This is a genomic window from Nonomuraea longispora (genome assembly GCF_004348345.1).
GTDB classification, from domain to species: Bacteria; Actinomycetota; Actinomycetes; order Streptosporangiales; family Streptosporangiaceae; genus Nonomuraea; species Nonomuraea longispora.
Window position 1 is genome coordinate 1 of record NZ_SMJZ01000076.1, and the last position, 15,634, is coordinate 15,634.

General features: G+C 68.4%; 18 protein-coding genes and 1 pseudogene. 8 read left to right on the top strand and 11 right to left on the bottom strand.

The genetic code is table 11. The annotated features are described in order from the left end of the window. Positions 1-124: 124 nt before the first annotated feature. A pseudogene (locus E1267_RS20580) lies at positions 125-415 on the top strand (transposase); the annotation flags it as partial. Positions 416-445: 30 nt separating this feature from the next. Here the strand turns inward: E1267_RS20580 and E1267_RS20585 are convergent. Together E1267_RS20585 and E1267_RS20590 are read right to left on the bottom strand one after the other, a co-directional pair. Next, positions 446-901: a TniQ family protein gene (locus tag E1267_RS20585; RefSeq protein ID WP_132334217.1), complete on the bottom strand. Its 456-nt coding sequence runs from the start codon at positions 899-901 to the stop codon at positions 446-448. Then, on the bottom strand, positions 898-1,494 hold the full coding sequence (locus E1267_RS20590) for a hypothetical protein (RefSeq protein WP_132334218.1): 597 nt from the start codon (positions 1,492-1,494) through the stop codon (positions 898-900). The genes E1267_RS20585 and E1267_RS20590 overlap by 4 nt, the downstream gene beginning before the upstream one ends. A gap of 283 nt (positions 1,495-1,777) precedes the next feature. On the opposite strand from E1267_RS20590, the gene E1267_RS20595 reads away from it, so the two are divergent. From E1267_RS20595 to E1267_RS20605, 3 genes are all read left to right on the top strand, one after another. Next, positions 1,778-2,281: an RNA polymerase sigma factor gene (locus E1267_RS20595; RefSeq protein ID WP_165959705.1), complete on the top strand. Its 504-nt coding sequence runs from the start codon at positions 1,778-1,780 to the stop codon at positions 2,279-2,281. Then, on the top strand, positions 2,278-2,961 hold the full coding sequence (locus tag E1267_RS20600) for a permease-like cell division protein FtsX (protein WP_132334220.1): 684 nt from the start codon (positions 2,278-2,280) through the stop codon (positions 2,959-2,961). Before E1267_RS20595 ends, E1267_RS20600 begins: the two co-directional genes overlap by 4 nt. A 185-nt stretch (positions 2,962-3,146) precedes the next feature. Further along, positions 3,147-3,326 carry a hypothetical protein gene (locus tag E1267_RS20605; RefSeq protein ID WP_132334221.1) on the top strand — a complete coding sequence of 60 codons (180 nt, stop codon included), beginning with the start codon at positions 3,147-3,149 and terminating at the stop codon, positions 3,324-3,326. 156 nt (positions 3,327-3,482) lie between these two features. Here E1267_RS20605 and E1267_RS20610 read toward each other — a convergent pair whose 3' ends face one another. The 6 genes from E1267_RS20610 to E1267_RS47940 form a co-directional block, all read right to left on the bottom strand. Then, positions 3,483-4,109, bottom strand: coding sequence for a DUF6262 family protein (locus E1267_RS20610; protein ID WP_132334222.1), 627 nt, complete (start codon positions 4,107-4,109; stop codon positions 3,483-3,485). After that, positions 4,106-6,685 (bottom strand): tyrosine-type recombinase/integrase, encoded by a 2,580-nt coding sequence (locus tag E1267_RS20615; RefSeq protein ID WP_132334223.1) that lies wholly within the window; start codon positions 6,683-6,685, stop codon positions 4,106-4,108. The genes E1267_RS20610 and E1267_RS20615 overlap by 4 nt, the downstream gene beginning before the upstream one ends. Beyond that, complete coding sequence (locus E1267_RS20620) at positions 6,682-7,695, bottom strand: tyrosine-type recombinase/integrase (protein WP_220449587.1); 1,014 nt, start codon at positions 7,693-7,695, stop codon at positions 6,682-6,684. The genes E1267_RS20615 and E1267_RS20620 overlap by 4 nt, the downstream gene beginning before the upstream one ends. 278 nt (positions 7,696-7,973) lie before the next feature. Continuing rightward, positions 7,974-8,585, bottom strand: a complete 612-nt coding sequence (locus E1267_RS20625) for a TniB family NTP-binding protein (protein ID WP_132334225.1) — start codon at positions 8,583-8,585, stop codon at positions 7,974-7,976. Continuing rightward, positions 8,582-9,298, bottom strand: coding sequence for a Mu transposase C-terminal domain-containing protein (locus tag E1267_RS20630; RefSeq protein WP_132334226.1), 717 nt, complete (start codon positions 9,296-9,298; stop codon positions 8,582-8,584). Before E1267_RS20630 ends, E1267_RS20625 begins: the two co-directional genes overlap by 4 nt. 39 nt (positions 9,299-9,337) lie before the next feature. Next, on the bottom strand, positions 9,338-9,751 hold the full coding sequence (locus E1267_RS47940; protein ID WP_132334227.1) for a TniQ family protein: 414 nt from the start codon (positions 9,749-9,751) through the stop codon (positions 9,338-9,340). A 234-nt stretch (positions 9,752-9,985) separates the two neighbouring features. Between E1267_RS47940 and E1267_RS20640 the strand changes: the two genes are divergently transcribed. From E1267_RS20640 to E1267_RS20650, 3 genes are read left to right on the top strand one after another with little or no spacing between them, the layout of a single operon-like run. Further along, positions 9,986-10,603: a TetR/AcrR family transcriptional regulator gene (locus E1267_RS20640; RefSeq protein ID WP_132334228.1), complete on the top strand. Its 618-nt coding sequence runs from the start codon at positions 9,986-9,988 to the stop codon at positions 10,601-10,603. Then, entirely contained in the window at positions 10,600-10,800 is a 201-nt protein-coding gene (locus E1267_RS20645) for a ferredoxin (RefSeq protein WP_132334229.1), read from the top strand. The genes E1267_RS20640 and E1267_RS20645 overlap by 4 nt, the downstream gene beginning before the upstream one ends. Before the next feature lies 1 nt (position 10,801). Continuing rightward, entirely contained in the window at positions 10,802-12,079 is a 1,278-nt protein-coding gene (locus E1267_RS20650; RefSeq protein WP_132334230.1) for a cytochrome P450, read from the top strand. A 160-nt stretch (positions 12,080-12,239) separates the two neighbouring features. Here the strand turns inward: E1267_RS20650 and E1267_RS44470 are convergent, their stop codons facing one another. The 3 genes from E1267_RS44470 to E1267_RS20660 all read right to left on the bottom strand — a co-directional run bounded on the left by E1267_RS44470 (position 12,240) and on the right by E1267_RS20660 (position 14,593). Next, the gene (locus tag E1267_RS44470; RefSeq protein ID WP_165959706.1) at positions 12,240-12,389 is read right to left on the bottom strand and encodes an MFS transporter small subunit; all 150 of its coding nucleotides are present in this window, start codon (positions 12,387-12,389) and stop codon (positions 12,240-12,242) included. After that, positions 12,386-13,774, bottom strand: coding sequence for an L-lactate MFS transporter (locus E1267_RS20655; RefSeq protein ID WP_246064079.1), 1,389 nt, complete (start codon positions 13,772-13,774; stop codon positions 12,386-12,388). Before E1267_RS20655 ends, E1267_RS44470 begins: the two co-directional genes overlap by 4 nt. 219 nt (positions 13,775-13,993) lie before the next feature. Beyond that, positions 13,994-14,593 carry a TetR/AcrR family transcriptional regulator gene (locus tag E1267_RS20660; protein WP_246064080.1) on the bottom strand — a complete coding sequence of 200 codons (600 nt, stop codon included), beginning with the start codon at positions 14,591-14,593 and terminating at the stop codon, positions 13,994-13,996. Positions 14,594-14,689: 96 nt separating this feature from the next. Between E1267_RS20660 and E1267_RS20665 the strand changes: the two genes are divergently transcribed. Continuing rightward, a complete protein-coding gene (locus E1267_RS20665) occupies positions 14,690-15,586 on the top strand; it encodes a TIGR03620 family F420-dependent LLM class oxidoreductase (protein ID WP_132334231.1) in 897 nt (298 codons plus the stop codon). Positions 15,587-15,634: the final 48 nt, after the last annotated feature.

The following is a 15,634-nucleotide window of genomic DNA, read 5'->3' on the forward strand; positions in this document are numbered from 1 at the left end:
GGTTTGCCGGTCTCCTTGACGATACGCACCGCGCCAGCCCGGAACTCCGGATCAAAGCGCCGCCTCGTGGTTCCTGCCACGACCAAACCTCTCTTGGTTCGGTCTCCACGTTACGAGGGGAAGCGCATTCGCCGCCTACCCCAAGAGCGTGTGGCGGCAGATCTGGTCCAATAACCCGCAGGAGAGGCTGAACAAGGAGATCCGCCGCCGCACCGACGTGGTCGGGATCTTCCCGCATCGCGATGCGATCGTCCGGTTGGTCGGGGCGGTGCTGGCCGAGCAGCACGACGAGTGGACCGAGGGGCGGCGTTATCTCGGACTGGAAGTGCTGGCCGAGTGCCGCAAAGCCGCCACGGAAAAGGATGATGAAGATGATAACGACACAAATGTGACAACAGATGCTATTGCTGCTTAAATAGCATCAGATCGCAGAGTGGCTTCATTCTCAAACACCACGATCTTGGACGCGGCCGCGCCAGATCGGGTCGGGTCCGGCCAGGCAGCGGGGGCAGATGGCCGCGGTGTCGGCGCGCCAGGGCCAAGCCCGGGTGCTGGTGGTGCCGGTCCAGCTGTAGGTGATGAACTGGCCGCCCTGACCGAACAGCGCCATGCGCATCATGGCGCGGGCGCGCAGCCCAGTGGCATCACGCACATTCTCGAAGACGTACTCGCCGTCGAAGATGGTGAGAAAGTCGTCGCCGAGGGTGAAGCGCTGCGGGGTGTAGGGAGGAAGGCCAAGCAGGGACGCGATGGTGTCACGGTGGCTGTGGTGCGCTTCGACCAGGCGGAAGAACCAGGAGTGGAAGGCCTCGCCGTCCGCAGGTGGTGGCACCAGGGCCAGCCGGCGCGGCGGCGGCCGGTCCGGTTGCCGTTCCTCGAGGTCGAGGTGGTGCCGGATCATCCGGTGCCCGCGTCCTGGCCGGAAGCGGGCGGGGCCTTCTTGGTGCGGCGCCGTGCGGCAGCTTGGCGGCGGGCTTTGGTTTTGGCGTAGTCGACCTCGTCGTCGTGGCCGAGCACCACGCTGTCGAGGATGTCGCGGGTGAGCGCTTCGACGCCGGTGTCCATCGCCATGTGAGCGGCTTCCTTGAACAGCATGGCCAGCGCGCCGATGTAGCCGGAGGTGCGTTCATGCAGGTAACGCCAGTGTTGCAGGGTCAGATTGTTGGGCTGGTGATCGAGCAGGATCAGGTTGTTGTCGAAGTGACGCACCAGTGCCATCCAGGTGCGCTGCTGCTCACGGGTGGTGATCGAGAACGGGGCCAGGTGCTGCAAGTCGGCGAAGCGGGAGCCGAACTGGCCGGCCCGGCCGCGCTCGTGCCCAGGCGGGGCGCTGCCCGCCTTGCCCGGGCGGGTGCGTGGCGGCGCTCCGTCGGTGAACAGATTGCCCCGCTCTAACAGGATCCCGGCGCCGATGATGGTGACCGCCGCGTGGTTGGCGAGGTTCTTGATGTGGTCGTTGGTCTCTTGGCCGCCGTCGCGGATCTTGTCCAGCATGTGGAGGTCGTCCAGTTTACCGACCGCGGGAGTCCATATGTGGCCTTCGACCTGCGGTGATGCATAGCTTACATGTTCGCGACGGAAGATCAAAGCTTGTGGTGAAAGTCCTCATTCATGCGTCATCACCACTGTGATCTCGGGGGCTTATCACGTGTCGGAGGACGTGTGCCTGGCCAGTTTCACCGCTGAGATCACACATACCAAGAACGGTGGAAGGGGATCCTAGAGATCATTTCTCCCTGGACAGGTAATCAAGGGGCTGTTGAGGTCATTACCAGGCGTGGACGATTCAAAAGCGCGACTCACCGCGCTGTATGAGCAGCACTACCGCAGCGTGCTCAGCTACGTGCTGCTGCGAGCCGATCAGGAGACGGCCGAGGACATTGCCAGCGAGACCTTTGTGATCGCGTGGCGAAAACTCGGCCGCCTACCGGAGCCGCCGCTGCCGTGGCTGCTCGGCGTGGCTCGCAACTTGGTACGGACGCAACGCCGCACCACTGCGCGCAGGCACAACCTGGTCGCGCGGCTCGCCGAACTTGCCCCTGCTGACGACGTGGCCGAGCAGGTGGCCGAGCGGCAGGCGGCGCTGACAGCGCTTGCGGAGCTATCCGAGCTCGATGCCGAGGCCGTGCTGCTGGCCAGCTGGTACGGGCTCACCCCGGCCGAGGCCGCGAAGATCGCCGGTTGCTCGGCTCGCACCTTCAACGTACGGCTGCACCGCGCCCGACGCCGTCTCGCCTACGCGCTCAACCTCACCCAGCCCACGTTCCTGGAGCAGTCATGAACGACCTCAACGGCCTGATCACCTCCTTGCGCCCCAACACCGACGACGCCTACCAGCGCCGCCGCGAAACCGACCTCGCGCGCGCCTTCGCCACCCGTCGCCGTCGCGGCTTCTCCCTCCGGTTGCGGCTTGTGGCCGTGGCCGCACCTGTCGCCCTCGCCGGCATCGTGGCCGCGGTCGCACTGGCGCCCAGGGCTGCCCCGTCGCCGGATCACAGTGCCGCAACGGATCACGACATCAGAGCGTCGAGCCTGCAACAGTTCGCTCTGATGAGCACGAAAGAGCTGGGAATCAGGGTCTTTCTGTGCAAGCACGACGACATCGAGGCCGCGTGCGGAGGCAGCACGGGCAGCAGGGACACCCCGGCAGGCGGCGGTACGGCGGCCACCGAACAGCAAAAGGCGGACATCGACCGGATGCTGAACGAACTACCGGGTGTCGAGAGCGTCACCTTCGAGGACCAGGCCGGCGCACTCGCCAGATTCCGCAAATCCGTTCCTCAAATGACGGACGTAGAGACCAAGGACATGCACGAGTCGTTTCTTGTCATCATGGAACCCGACGCGGACTACAGTCCAGTGATTGCAAGGGCGAAAAGCATGCCCGGGGTCTCGAACGCCTTCAAACAGGTTCCTGCTCCGCGGACGCCACCGCTGTCCACAAGCCCGCCAGCTGAGTGAAACCGTCCTTTCTGCGCCTGCCGTGCGGCCTCCAGTTCCGTGGGGAACTGTAGGAAGCACTCCAGCCCCGCCGCCACCACGGTTGCCCGTCCATGATGGACAGAAGATCCATGAAGCCAAAGACGGCGGGCGCGGGGCCGCGGAGCCGGAAATCGGTGGCGTTGAATGGGGCTGCCTCCACTTTCGTGAACAGGGTGATCTGGTGCAGCCCTGGCTGCACCGGAACCGAGATCGGCATCGGCTCCCAGAACCCGACGTTGGTGTACTCGAAGTCGGCCGCCAGGGTGCTCCTGGTGGCGCCGCTGAACCGTAGCTCGTCGCCGGTGCTGGTGAGGCGGCGCAGGCTGCCGTCCGCGGCCGGGTAGATGGCGTCCGCGGCCTGGACGTCGGCGAGGCGGGCGGCGTCGTTGGGCTGTGACGGCGCGCCGAGGTTCGTCCATCGGTAGCCGCCAGCGTTGAGGTCAGCGCCGGGCGCGGCGGCCGACCACCGGAGTGGTCGGCCGCCGCGCTGGGGTAGGGGGTCAGGTTGAAGGCGTCGGCGTTGTTGATGAGGACGGCCGCTGCGACGATCCGAGGGTGGGGTCGATCAGTTGGGCTTCGAGGTCGGCGACGCGGCGGTCTTGGAATCGGAGGTTCGAGCGTGCGGCTTTGAGGCGCTCGTCCAGGGTTCGGTTGTCGGTGGTGAGCTGCCGTACTCGCTGTTTGAGTGTGGTGTTCTCCGAGGTGATGCGCTGGATCGTCTCTTCGGTCCATTCGGCCTGCAGGTCTCGGACCTGCCCCATGAGCTCGCCGATTCGGGATCGTTGGAGCAGGATCTCGGCGTGGGCGGCCTTCAGCGCGTCCTCGGCGTTGAGTGCACGTTCCCGCCAGGTCGCTTCCAGCGCAGCCTCGTGGGAGGCGTCGCGCTGGGCCTGCCGAGTCCCGTTGCGTGTTGCGGCGTCGGCGATGGCGGCTTTGGCCTGTGGGTTGTCATAGAGGAAGGTGCGGGAGACTCCGGCTCGCCGGGCGACCGCAGCGACTGTGACCTGTGCCCTTTCCCGCTTCATCTGGGCCAGGACGTCCTGAACGCGTTGGAGTGCGGCCTGGGTGCTCGCTCGGCGCGCTGCGAGTGCGGCGGCTGTCTGCGGAGTGCCGGAGGTCGTGCTCATGAGTCCACCTCGACGAGGTCGCCGGCGGCGGCGAGGTCAGAGGCCAGGAACGCGGTGCTCCAGACGCGCTGGAAGTAGTCCTGAGGCTTGCGCAAATCCAGGGCGAGGGCGTCGTCGAGGAGCCCGAGCCCGGCCAGGGCCTTCTCCAGGCCGTCGATGGCGCGTGCGGTGGGTTCGAAGTAGGCGTGCAGGTAGGTGGCGGTGGCGTCGTCGGGCGCGCCTTCGGCGAGCAGCCGCCATTGCTCGCGTTTGCGGCGCCAGTAGAGGAGGTCGGCGCCGGAGAGGACGAACTTGTCGCAGTTATGGCAGTCCAGCTTCCAGGGGCAGGCGCCGCCGTCCACGACGGGCTGGAAGGTGCAGAACCCGCCTTCGGCTGGGGTGCTGCGCCTGGCGAGGTCGACCGCGATGGCCTGCGCCTCTTCTCGGGTGAGAGGCGCGGCCGCCTCGCCCCCGAGAAGTTCTCCGGGGCTGGCGGTGCCGGGCCCGGCAACCCAGACGTGCTGGAGCACGTTCTCCAGATCGGAATGGGACAAATGGACATAATGTTCCGCCATTCGCTCGGAAACCTGGCCCAGATACCTGCGGATGTGGGTCAGGCTCGCGCCATGGCGGAGCAGGTTGGTGGCCAGGGTGTGCCTGGCCTGGTGCGGGACGAAGTGCCCGAGGTCCAGGCCGTCCAGCCACTGTCGGAAGTAGCGGTGGAACCACTGGTAGGACAGTGAGGTCTTGCCGTCGCGGTTGCGGTGACTGCTGAAGAACAGTGCGAGCCCGGCGCGTTCCTCACCGCTGGGGCGGCGGCCGTGCTGGGCGGTGAACCGGTCCAGGGTCTTGCGTTGCCGTGCGGCCAGGACGTCGTAGAGACGTTCGGGGATGCGGATCGCGGCGTCGTAGTTGCCGACCTTCGACTGGTCGTGCCAGAACATGGCCAGGCCGCCGTAGCGGCCGATGCAGTCCCAGCGGAGCCGCAGAACCTCGTTGACGCGCCGGCCGGTGATGACGATCGTCTCCCAGACATCACGCAGGCCCCGGTCCTCGCTGTCGAAGGTCTCGGCCAGCATGGCGAGGTTGGTCTCGTCGGCCAGGGCGCGGGCGACCTCGTCGGGGAACGGGCGGCGGGCTCGCATTGGCGCGCCTCCCGCGGCCGGCATCGCGGTGATGAACTCGCGGTCCAGGCCGAGCCGGTCGGTTGATCCGTCCTCCAGGGCGTCGCGCAGCAGCTTGCGGATGCCGTTGGCGACCACGGATCTGGTGTTGGAGCTCACGATGGAGGGCTTGCCGTCCGAGCCCTTCATCGCCAGTGACGGCAGCCCTTCGCCTTCCCGACGCCGTTGGTCGGCGATGAACCGCTGTGCGTGCTCGATGGTCAGCCTTCTCGGGTCGTGACCGGCGTCGGGAGCCTCGATTTCGAGGAAGGCGCTCAGTTCGGTGGCCGCCCGGCGAACTTGGTCGACCGGCACCCTGGTGCGCGGGCAGCGCGGCGAGCTGAACAGGCTGGCGAGGTAGTCCCAGGCCAGGTCACGTAGCCATCGCTGTGAGATCGCGGTCAGGTCGACGTGGCTGGCGGAGAAGGGGAACCGGATCCCGAAGTGGTCGGTCTCGATGAAGCCCGCCTCCCTCGTCTCCATCGGCGTGAAGTAGATCAGCCGCAGATGATGGAGCATCGTCTTGACGATCGCCCCGTGGAACCGGGGGAAGTCGGCCAGGTCCAGATCGGTGAGCGATCCTGCGTCGCGTTCCCGCGCCCGGTTGGCCATCCGCTGAATCCAGTCCAGATCCCAGCGGCTGTGCCGATCGTGCTGGGTGTGGGCGAACAACGTCCACTTGATCTCCGCCCGCAGCAGCGGCCGTAGCCCGAGGAGGTTGATCTGCCCGGGCCGCGGCATGGGGTCCGTGCTCGCGCACCATGCGCGGAACGCCGCCTCGTCGCTATAGAACACAGGGACGGGCAGGTCCAGGTTCTCGTAGGACTGCCACCAACTGGATGGCAGCGCGGCGCCTCCAGGCCGGCCGCGTCGTTTGTAGCGGGCGCGATGCCAAGAGCACAAACCCAGCGGGGACTCCGCCAGGCCAGGGCAGACCCTAACCTGGCAACGTCCGTATCCCTCGCAGGGCTCCTGGTCGGCGACCCATGTCTCGAGGTCAAGGGAGGAGTCGTGCAGCGAGAAGTAGTACGTCCACGAGTAGTGGTGGCGGCGGCATAGCCGCAAAGCCCCGTGCGGGATCGCGGGGCGGCCCGGGCAGATCCGGCAGGGCTCGCCCGTCGACCGCTCCACCGGACCCAGCGGCTCCGCCGCGGTCAGGAACTCGGCCTTGCCCATGCCCCGGGCGCGTGCCTCCACCCACTCGATCCGGTGGATCGAGCACACCTCCGTGCCGCTTGTGCGGGCCCGCTCGCAGTCCTCGACGACGCATTCCCACCGGTAGACGGGATGACCGAGCGGGATCTTGATGATGTCGGTCCGGTAGATCGGGTCGAAGGTCGGGCTCGTGATCAGAGCGGTAAGGATCTCCAAGCGGTCGCGACCGGCGCGGTCTGGCTGCTCGGTATAGAGCGGCAACAGCGATCTTGCGGTCATCGGCTCTCGCCCCAGACGGTGCGCAGCGCGGAGTCGAAGGCGGCGTCGTGCACGTCGACGTGGGAGTAGATCTCGTCGACCACCGCGGTGGAGGCCCACCCGCCCGCGTCGCGGGTGATCAGCAGGTCACCACCCGAAGCATCAAGAACGGCATTCGTGAACGAGTGCCGGAAGGCGTGCGGTTTCACCGTGCCCAACCCGGCCCGCTGCCCGGCCCGGCCGAGCATCCGGCGGGCCCCGACCGTCGCCCACGGTTGTCCCCGGTTCTTGCCGTGCAGTTGGACCAGCAGCATCCCGTGCCCGCCCGCCGTCCGCGGGTATTCGTCGCTGGTCATGTACTCGAAGTAGGTGTGGATCATCGCCGAGCTGACCCGCTTGATCAGTCCCCCTGTCACCGTGCCGTCCTCGATCCGCCAGGGATGCTTGGTCTTGACCTCCGCGCCATTGGGGTTGCCGGGCCGATGACAGACGTGAACGTGCGGGGTCCGGCACTCGCCGCAGCCCGCCCCGTCCCGCAGGTGCAGGTCCACCAGGTGCAGCCCGCAGAGCTCGCCGACCCGCAGGCCTCCGTCTGCCAGCCAGGTCACCGTCAGCGCGTCACGGAGACTGTTCACCGTGGTCAACAGCCGTTCCCGAGCGCCGTCCGGCAGCATCTTCGGATGACGGCGATGCCGGCCCTGGGGCGCCAGCGGGTTCGACGACATCTCGGTCTTCACATGCCCGAGGAACGACCGTGACCGGTCCATCTTGGTCGGCAGCCTCGCCTTGCTCAGCTTCCCGCCCAACTCGCTGTTAACCCCGAGTACGGCCTGGTGCATGTAGAAGCCCTTAAGACAAGCCGCCGCCGTGCCGAGCGCAGCCCGGCCATAGGGACGCTTCCCGACCCGCCACGGCTCACCCAACGGCATCGCCACTTGTGCGCCGACGATCCCCATGTACCGCTCGAGATCCCGCAACGTCACTGCGTCGAACTCCAGGCACTCCCGCTCCAGCCACCTCAGGTGGTCCACCAGCAGATACGCATACGTCCGCTGAGTCCCCGACCCCTCGTAACGGCGCAAGAACCGGTCCGCCTCCGGGTGCACCACCCCCTCCGGCCAAACGATCGTCCACGACCGCCGCCCGTTCCCCCTCGCCAGCTTCTGCACCCTCAGCTGACCAATCACAACCTGCCGAACCACAAGACCTCCGTACCGATACCTGCGAACAAGACGGACGTCCCGAACTAAGTCGGTAAATGATCACGGAACGTCGCAGAACGCAAGTCGAACGGACATCAAGAACACACTTAGTAGCGGTCGGTAAAGTCCAGAAGCAGGAGCTCCGTGCCACATGCCTCCATCGCGTCCAGCACAGGGTCGGTCAGCGTCCACTTCGTTGCTGTGCGGCCGGGGTTCGGGACGTGTAGAAACTTGCCGATGGCCTGTGACAGCATGCCCGCGGTAGCGCCGGTGCTGGCGCTGATATAGATCACCGGCACTCGGTCGCCGAGGAAGTCGCCGCGAAACTCGGCCGGTGACGCGCTCGGCATGGGGGCCATCTCGGGATGGCGCCGGTGCCAGTCCAGCTCGCACTCCTTGCCGATCAGCTTGAGCAACGATGTCTTGCCGCAGTGCCCAGGCCCGTTGATGATCGCGCTGTGGTAGGTGCCGTCCCGGCTGTATTGGCCCTGGGTCAGCTTCGGCTGCAACGCGGCCAGCACCCGCTGAAGCTGCGGGTGCTTGATGAACGGCGGATTGGCGTTGCAGGATCGCCGCTGCTCATCGAATGGAATCTGACGCCCGGCCAGCCAGCTTTCATACTCGCGGCGGCTGACCAGCTCCGGTCGCGGCGGCGCCGGGCGCTCGCAGAACTCGCGCCATTGCTCCTTGGTGCGTGGCTGCGCGACACGCTTGTTCATGCGCTGTCCGGGCCTCGCGCAGGTGCGCCGGGGTCCCAGACCTCAAACTCCTCCAGGTCGCAAAGATCCACTATCGCTGCCTCCGCAGGCTCCTCCTCAACGGTTGGCACCAAGCTCAGCGGCGGCGGCTCCTCTTCACGGAACTGGGCGCGCGCTTGATCACGTTTGATAGCACGCACGTCCTCCCGGGCCCGAAGCAGCTCGCGGCGGGTGCGCGCGGTCGCCGACTCGGGAGCGTCCATCCGGCGTTGCAAATCCACCAAGGCGTCGGCGATGTCCTGCTGACTCGGCTTCCGCAACCCGCCATCCAGGAGCAGCTTGCGGGCCTGTTCGACCATCCGCGAGGTGAACGGGACGGCCGGATCCGGCAGATGCGTCCAGAACAGCACCCGCCAGGCGCCTTCGAGGAAAATGAACACCCTGCTCGGATCACCCGGGTGGTAGCGGACCGGCCACTTCCTGCCCTTGCCCGGGACCGGCGAGATCGCCCGCCGATAGGTGCCCAAGATCGGATCGTCATAGATGAGGTAGTCGAGCTGAACTCCCTCCGGGCGGATCACCCGGTACTCGATCGGCAGCCGTTTGCAGTAGTGGTGCGAACTCGGTGGGCAAACGATGTAGCCGTAGCGGGCCACCATCAAGCTGTAGGCCTGGTTCGGCGACATCTCCAGCTCAGGGAAGCAGCATCTCGGGCAGCGATCCACCAGCAGCATCCGATGCGTGGGACAAACCGCGGCCCAGCCCAGCTTCCACTAGAGCGGCCATGCCCCGTCCGAAGCCACCAGACACTTCGGGCATGCCCGGCTGCCGAAGAACTGCACCCACTCACGGCCCTCTGTCCGGCGAACTGACTCGGCATCTCCCATGCGGACGCCTGACAGGTTCACGGCCGAGCCGTCAAACACCTCCAGGTGCATCCCACGCACAATCTCAGCGCGCACGCCTGTGGCAGCCTCGATCGCCCTGCACCTCTCCGGCGTCGCAACGACCCCGTACGCCAGTGAACGGACATCGCTGGACGTGCGTACATCCAGCCCTAACGCCTCGGCGATCATCCACAGCGGACATCCGTTCCGCACCGCCATCCGATCAACCCACGACGCGAACGACTCACCAGCCCGTGGCTCAGCAACCAGCGCGAGACGCCGAGGGAGGCCAACTGTCATCTTGAGCTCCCACTATCAGGCCAACTATCAAGAACCGTGCCGAACTATCAAGTTGAGCGGCGCCAGACACCGGCCAACCCCTCTCCGTACGCGCCTCTACTGCCATCTCCGATGGGCCGCTGCCACATCCACTGCCAACTTGCGTGACGTACTGCCATCTTCAAGGCCGTCAGACAACGCTCACACGCTCAAGGTGCCCTTGACGAATCAAATGAACGGATTTTTAATTCGTGCATGGGGCGCATAGCCGGTGTCACGGCCGCCGAGACGCGGGAGCGGCTGCTCCGCGCGGCCGCCGACGTCTTCGCCGAGCGCGGGTACGACGGCACCCGGGTCGCCGACATCGCCGCCGCCGCCGGGGTGAGCAACGGCGCGCTCTACGCGCACTTCGGCTCGAAGGCGGAGCTGCTCGTCGCGGCCCTGCGCGCGCACGGCCGCAGCATGCTCGCCGAGTTGCTCGCCGCCGACCCCGACCGGCCGGTCACCGAGTTGCTCCTCGTCATCGGCCGCAAACTGCCCCGCCGGCCCGACGTACGCGGCCGTCTCATCGTCGAGGCGCTCGTCGCGGCCCGTCGTGACCAGGACGTCGCCCTGCCCATGCGCGACTACCTCGGCGAACGCGCCGGCCAGATCTCCGGGCTGGTACGCGGGGCGCAGGACGACGGCGAGCTCGATCCCGCGCTGTCGCCCGAGGCGCTGGCCCACTTCTGCCTCCTGCTGGCGATGGGCAGCGCGCTGGTCACGCCGGACCTGCACGCGGTCGCCGACGAGGAGTGGGCCGACCTGCTCACCCGTGTCGTGACCGTGCTCGCCCCCGCCGGCATCACCGCAGAGAGGGAGTCAACCCCGTGAAAGTGCAGATCGATTTCGAACGGTGCCAGGGGCACGGCCGCTGCTACGACCTGGCCCCCGGGCTGTTCGGCGAGGACGACGAGGGTTACGGGCAGGTCCTGGGCCACGGCCTCGTACCACCGGGCGAGGAGCAGGCGGCGCGCCTGGCGGTGGCCAACTGTCCCGAGAGGGCGATCGACGTGCATGAGGAGACCTGACATGGCCGTTGACGAGCGCTTCACGCAGGACTACCGGGACGGCCAGGGCGAGGAGCCGGAGGGCGTCCGCAGCGAGGTCGTCACCGGCCCCGTCTCCGACTGGGCGAGCGACTTCTCCCACCTTGAGCCGGAATGGGCCGCCGACCCGTACCCCATCCAGGACGACCTGCGGCAGCGCTGCCCGATCGCGCACACCGACCGGTTCGGCGGCGGCTGGCTGCCGACGCGGCATGAGGACGTCACGGCGATCGCCTACGACACCGAACGTTTCTCCTCGCGGGCGATCGTCATGAGCAACTACCGGCCGCCGCTCGACCTGGCGCCGGTCGGCGGAGTGCCCCCGATCTCGTCCGACCCGCCGTTCCACCGTGACGCGCGCAGGCTGCTGCTGCCGGCCTTCACCAAGAGCGCGGTCGCCAAGCGGGAGGCGGCCACGCGGGCGTACTGCCACGAGCTCATCGACGCCCTGGAGGGCCGGCGGGACGTCGACGCGGCCCGCGAGTACGCCCAGCACATCCCGGTGCGGGTGATCGCCGACATGCTGGGGTTCCCGCCGGAGGACGGGCCGCGCTTCCGTACGTTCATCGAGCATTCCCTCGAAGGCGTCAACCTGCCGCCCGACGAACGCATGGCGCACATGTCGGAGTTGTTCGACTACCTGCTGGAGCAGATCCGCGACCACCTCGATCACCCGCGCGACGACCTGACCACCTACCTCATCGACGCGGAGCTGTACGGCCAGAAGCTGCAGCCCCAGCACGTGTCCGGCACGATGGCCCTGCTGCTGATCGCCGGCATCGACACCACGTGGAGCGCGATCGGCGCGTCCCTGTGGCACCTGGCGAAGACGCCGGCCGACAGGGAGCGCCTGGTGGCCGAGCCGGAGCTGCTGCCGACCGCGATGGAGGAGTTCCTGCGGGCGTACGCGCCGGTGACGATGGCGCGCCTGGTCAAGCAGGACATGCACTGGCGCGGGGCCGACATGAAGGCCGACGACTGGGTGCTGCTGTCCTTCCCCGCGGCCAACCGGGACCCGGCCCACTTCGACCGCCCGGACGAGGTCGTCATCGACCGCGAGGTCAACCGGCATGTGGCGTTCGGGCTCGGGATCCACCGCTGCGTGGGCTCCCACCTGGCGCGCATGGAGCTGCGGGTCGCGTTGGAGGTCTGGCTGGAGCGGATCCCGGAGTTCACCCTGGCCGACCCGGCGGCGGTGACCTGGGCGGCGGGGCAGGTCCGCGGGCCGCGGACGCTGCCCCTGCGCATCGGACGGGCGTGAGGCCGGCTATCCGGCCGGCCTCAGCACCACGGGCAGGGCCGTGGCTCGGGCCGGCACGGACTCGGGCCGCTCCCCGGCGGAGTGCGCCGGAACGTCCTGCTCGCGGGGGCCCTGGCAGATGAGGGCGAGCGGGATCAGGCACATCGCCTAAGACAATCACTCAGCCGGAGAAGAGCTGGGTGAGCTTGAGGAACAGCTGGTAGACGCCGTACGCGAACGGCACCCCCACCCACGCCCATGCCAGCGCCATCAGCCCGGTCCGGCGATTTGTCGTGTCCGTGGAGTCCGCGGATTCCGTGCTGTCCGTCATACCGTTTGTCCCTTCCCTGCCACGTTCTCCTGCCGTGGCCGTTCGTGGTGCTTCTCGTGCACCGGACGGATCAGCTCATTGGCGACGAATCCGACCGCGAGCAGGCCGATCATGATGTAAAGGGACGTGGTGTACAGGGCGGGACCCGACCGCCCCGCGGCCTCCTGCCCGTCGGCGATCGCGTTGATGATGAGCGGGCCGAGCACGCCCGCGGTCGACCAGGCGGTGAGCAGCCTGCCGTGGATCGCCCCGACCTCGTACGTGCCGAACAGGTCCTTCAGGTACGCGGGGACCGTTGCGAAGCCGCCGCCGTAGAAGGACAGGATGCCGAGCGCGCAGATGATGAACAGCGGCTTGGAGGTGTCGCCCGCCAGCGCGATCGCGAGATAGAGCAGCGCGCCCACGCCCAGGTAGACGCGGTACATGTTCTTGCGCCCGATCAGATCGGAGGTCGACGACCAGCCGAAGCGCCCCGCCATGTTCGCCAGCGACAGCAGCGCGACGAAGCCCGCCGCCGCCCCCGCCGCGACGGGCATGGAGGTGCCGGAGAAGAAGTCGACGATCATCGGCGCGGCCTTCTCCAGGATGCCGATCCCGGCGGTGACGTTCAGGCACAACACCAGCCACAGCAGGTAGAACTGCGGGGTGCGGATGGCGTTGCGGGCGGAGACGTCGGCGGTGGTGACGAGCCGTCGTGTGGCCGCCTCGCTCGGCCGCCATCCCTTCGGCGCCCACCCGTCGGCGGGGACGCGCACCAGCAGCACGCCCATGGACATGAAGACCGCGTAGACGACGCCGTGCACGACGAACGTCGTGGCGATCCCGCCCGTGCCGGTGCCGAAGGAATCGAGCATCTGGGCCGACCACGGCGAGGCGATGAGCGCTCCCCCGCCGAACCCCATGATCGCGATGCCGGTGGCCATGCCGGGCCGGTCGGGGAACCATTTGATCAGCGTGGAGACCGGGGAGATGTAGCCGATCCCGAGCCCGATCCCGCCCACGAACCCGTACCCGAGGACCACCAGCCAGTACTGGCCCGTGGCCACGCCCAGCGCGGACAGCAGGAACCCGGAGGAGAAGCAGGCCATCGAGACGAACATCGCCCAGCGCGGCCCGTTGCGCTCGACCAAGGTGCCGCCGAAGGCCGCGGACAGGCCGAGCATGACGATGCCCAGTTGGAACGGCAGTGCGCTCTGGGTGCCCGACAGACCGAGCGAGGATTCGAGGGGAGGTTTGAACACGCTCCACGCGTACGCCTGACCGATCGCCAGGTGCACGGAGAGCGCGGCGGGGGGCACCAGCCACCGGCTCCACGTGGGCGCCGCCACGGTACGGGAACGACTCAGAAAACCTGTGGGACTCGCGAACCTCGTACTGATTGCCACGAAGATACGGGTAACACATACGGTATGCCGTATTCGGATCCGGGTGCGCGTTTACGACGAGCGGTCAGATCTGGTCGGCGAACGGCGTACGAGCCGAAGGCGCTCAGGCGGGGATGGGCGGACATGTCGGCATCGGCACCTGTCGCGAAGTCCGGCCGAAAATGCGGCCGACCTGCTGAGTGTGCTGGCTCAGGAGCCGGCGGCCGCCCCGGCGCGGCACTAGCGACCCGGCCGGCCTCCGGCGTCGGGGCGTTCCAGCCCTTCGAAGAGCAGCAGGAGCAGGCGATCTCCCTGGAGGTCGTCGCCCGCCATCTGCTCGCGCGCCCATGAGGAGCCCGCGACCAAGGCGAGGAACTCGAGTGGCGTGATGTCGCCGCGTACCTCGCCCGCTTCCTGTGCGCGGGTCAGCAGGGCCGTCCCGGCGCCGCGCATCGCCTCGCAGGAGGCGTGCAGGGCGGAGCAGGGGTCGTTCAGCGTGGCCGTCACCGCCGCGGTCAGCCCCCGGTAGACGGTGGTGGTCTGTACGAAGTCCAGCGTCCAGGCGATCAGCGCCTCGCGGGGGGACGGGTGGCCGGCGAGCCCCTGGGCGCCGGCGGTCAGGGCGTCGAACCGCTCGCGCAGCAGCTCTTCCAGCAGCGCCTCCCGCGTGGGGAAGTGCCGGTAGAGGGTGGCGACCCCGACTCCGGCCCGCGCGGCGATGTCCTCCAGCGAGGCGTCGGTGCCGTGGTCCAGGAAGGCGGTGCGCGCCTCGGCCAGCAGCCGGTCGCGGTTGCGCCGCGCGTCGGCCCGCATGGCGCGTCTGGTGGTGGTGTCGCCCACGTCCGCCTCCTGGGGTTCACAAACCGGAGCCTGCTTCCGTATCTTAGGTCCCAGATAAGCGGAGGCTGGCTCCGCTAACTTTCCGCAGGAGTGACGATGACCCCGACCAAGGACCGCCTGGGCCGCTTCGGCGTGTGGATCATGCCGATGACGCTGCTGCACACGCCGGTGGACACGCAACGCGAGCAGTTCGCGCGGATCGAGCGGCTCGGGTACGGCTCGGTGTGGACGGGCGAACCGCCGGCGGCGTCCCCCGCCTCCGGACGCGAGATCTTCACCCAGCTGGCGCTCATGCTCGCCGCCACCGAACGGCTGGTCGCGGGCGCCGGCGTCGCCAACATCAGGATGCGCGACCCGCAGGCGACGCACAGCGGCGCGGCCACGCTCGCCGAGGCGTACCCGGACCGTGTGATCCTCGGGCTCGGCGGCCACGGCGGCGAGCGCCCGCTGGCCGAGCTCCGCGCCCACCTGGACGCCATGGACGAAGCCGCCACCCGCATCCAGCCGGACGCCCGCTACCCCCGCGTGCTCGCGGCCCTCGGCCCCAAGGCGCACCGGCTGGCCGGCGAGCGGGCCGGCGGTGTCCACCCCTTCCTGCAACCCGTCGAGCACACCCGGGCCGCGCGCGACGCTCTCGGCCCCGGCCCCCTGCTCATCCCGCACCAGGCCGTCGTCCTCGACGCCGACGCGGGCCGCGCCAGGGGGCGGATCCGCGCCCTGTTCCACATGGGCGGGCGCGAGAACCACTACACCGCCAACTACCGCAGGCTCGGGTACGGCGACGCCGACCTCGGCGGGGAGCCCAGCGACCGCCTCGTCGACGCCGTCGTGGCCTGGGGCGACGACGCCGCGATCGCCGCGCGGGCGCGGGGGCAGCTGGCCGCCGGCGCCGACCACGTCCTGCTCCACCCGCTGGTGGACGACCTGACCAGCGCCGTCGACGACCTGGCCCGCCTCGCCCCGCTGCTGACCGGTCGGTCAGCAGCTTCGTGACGAACCGGGCGGCCCCGCTCCGCGCGGCCGGTGTGCTGCCGGCGCGCA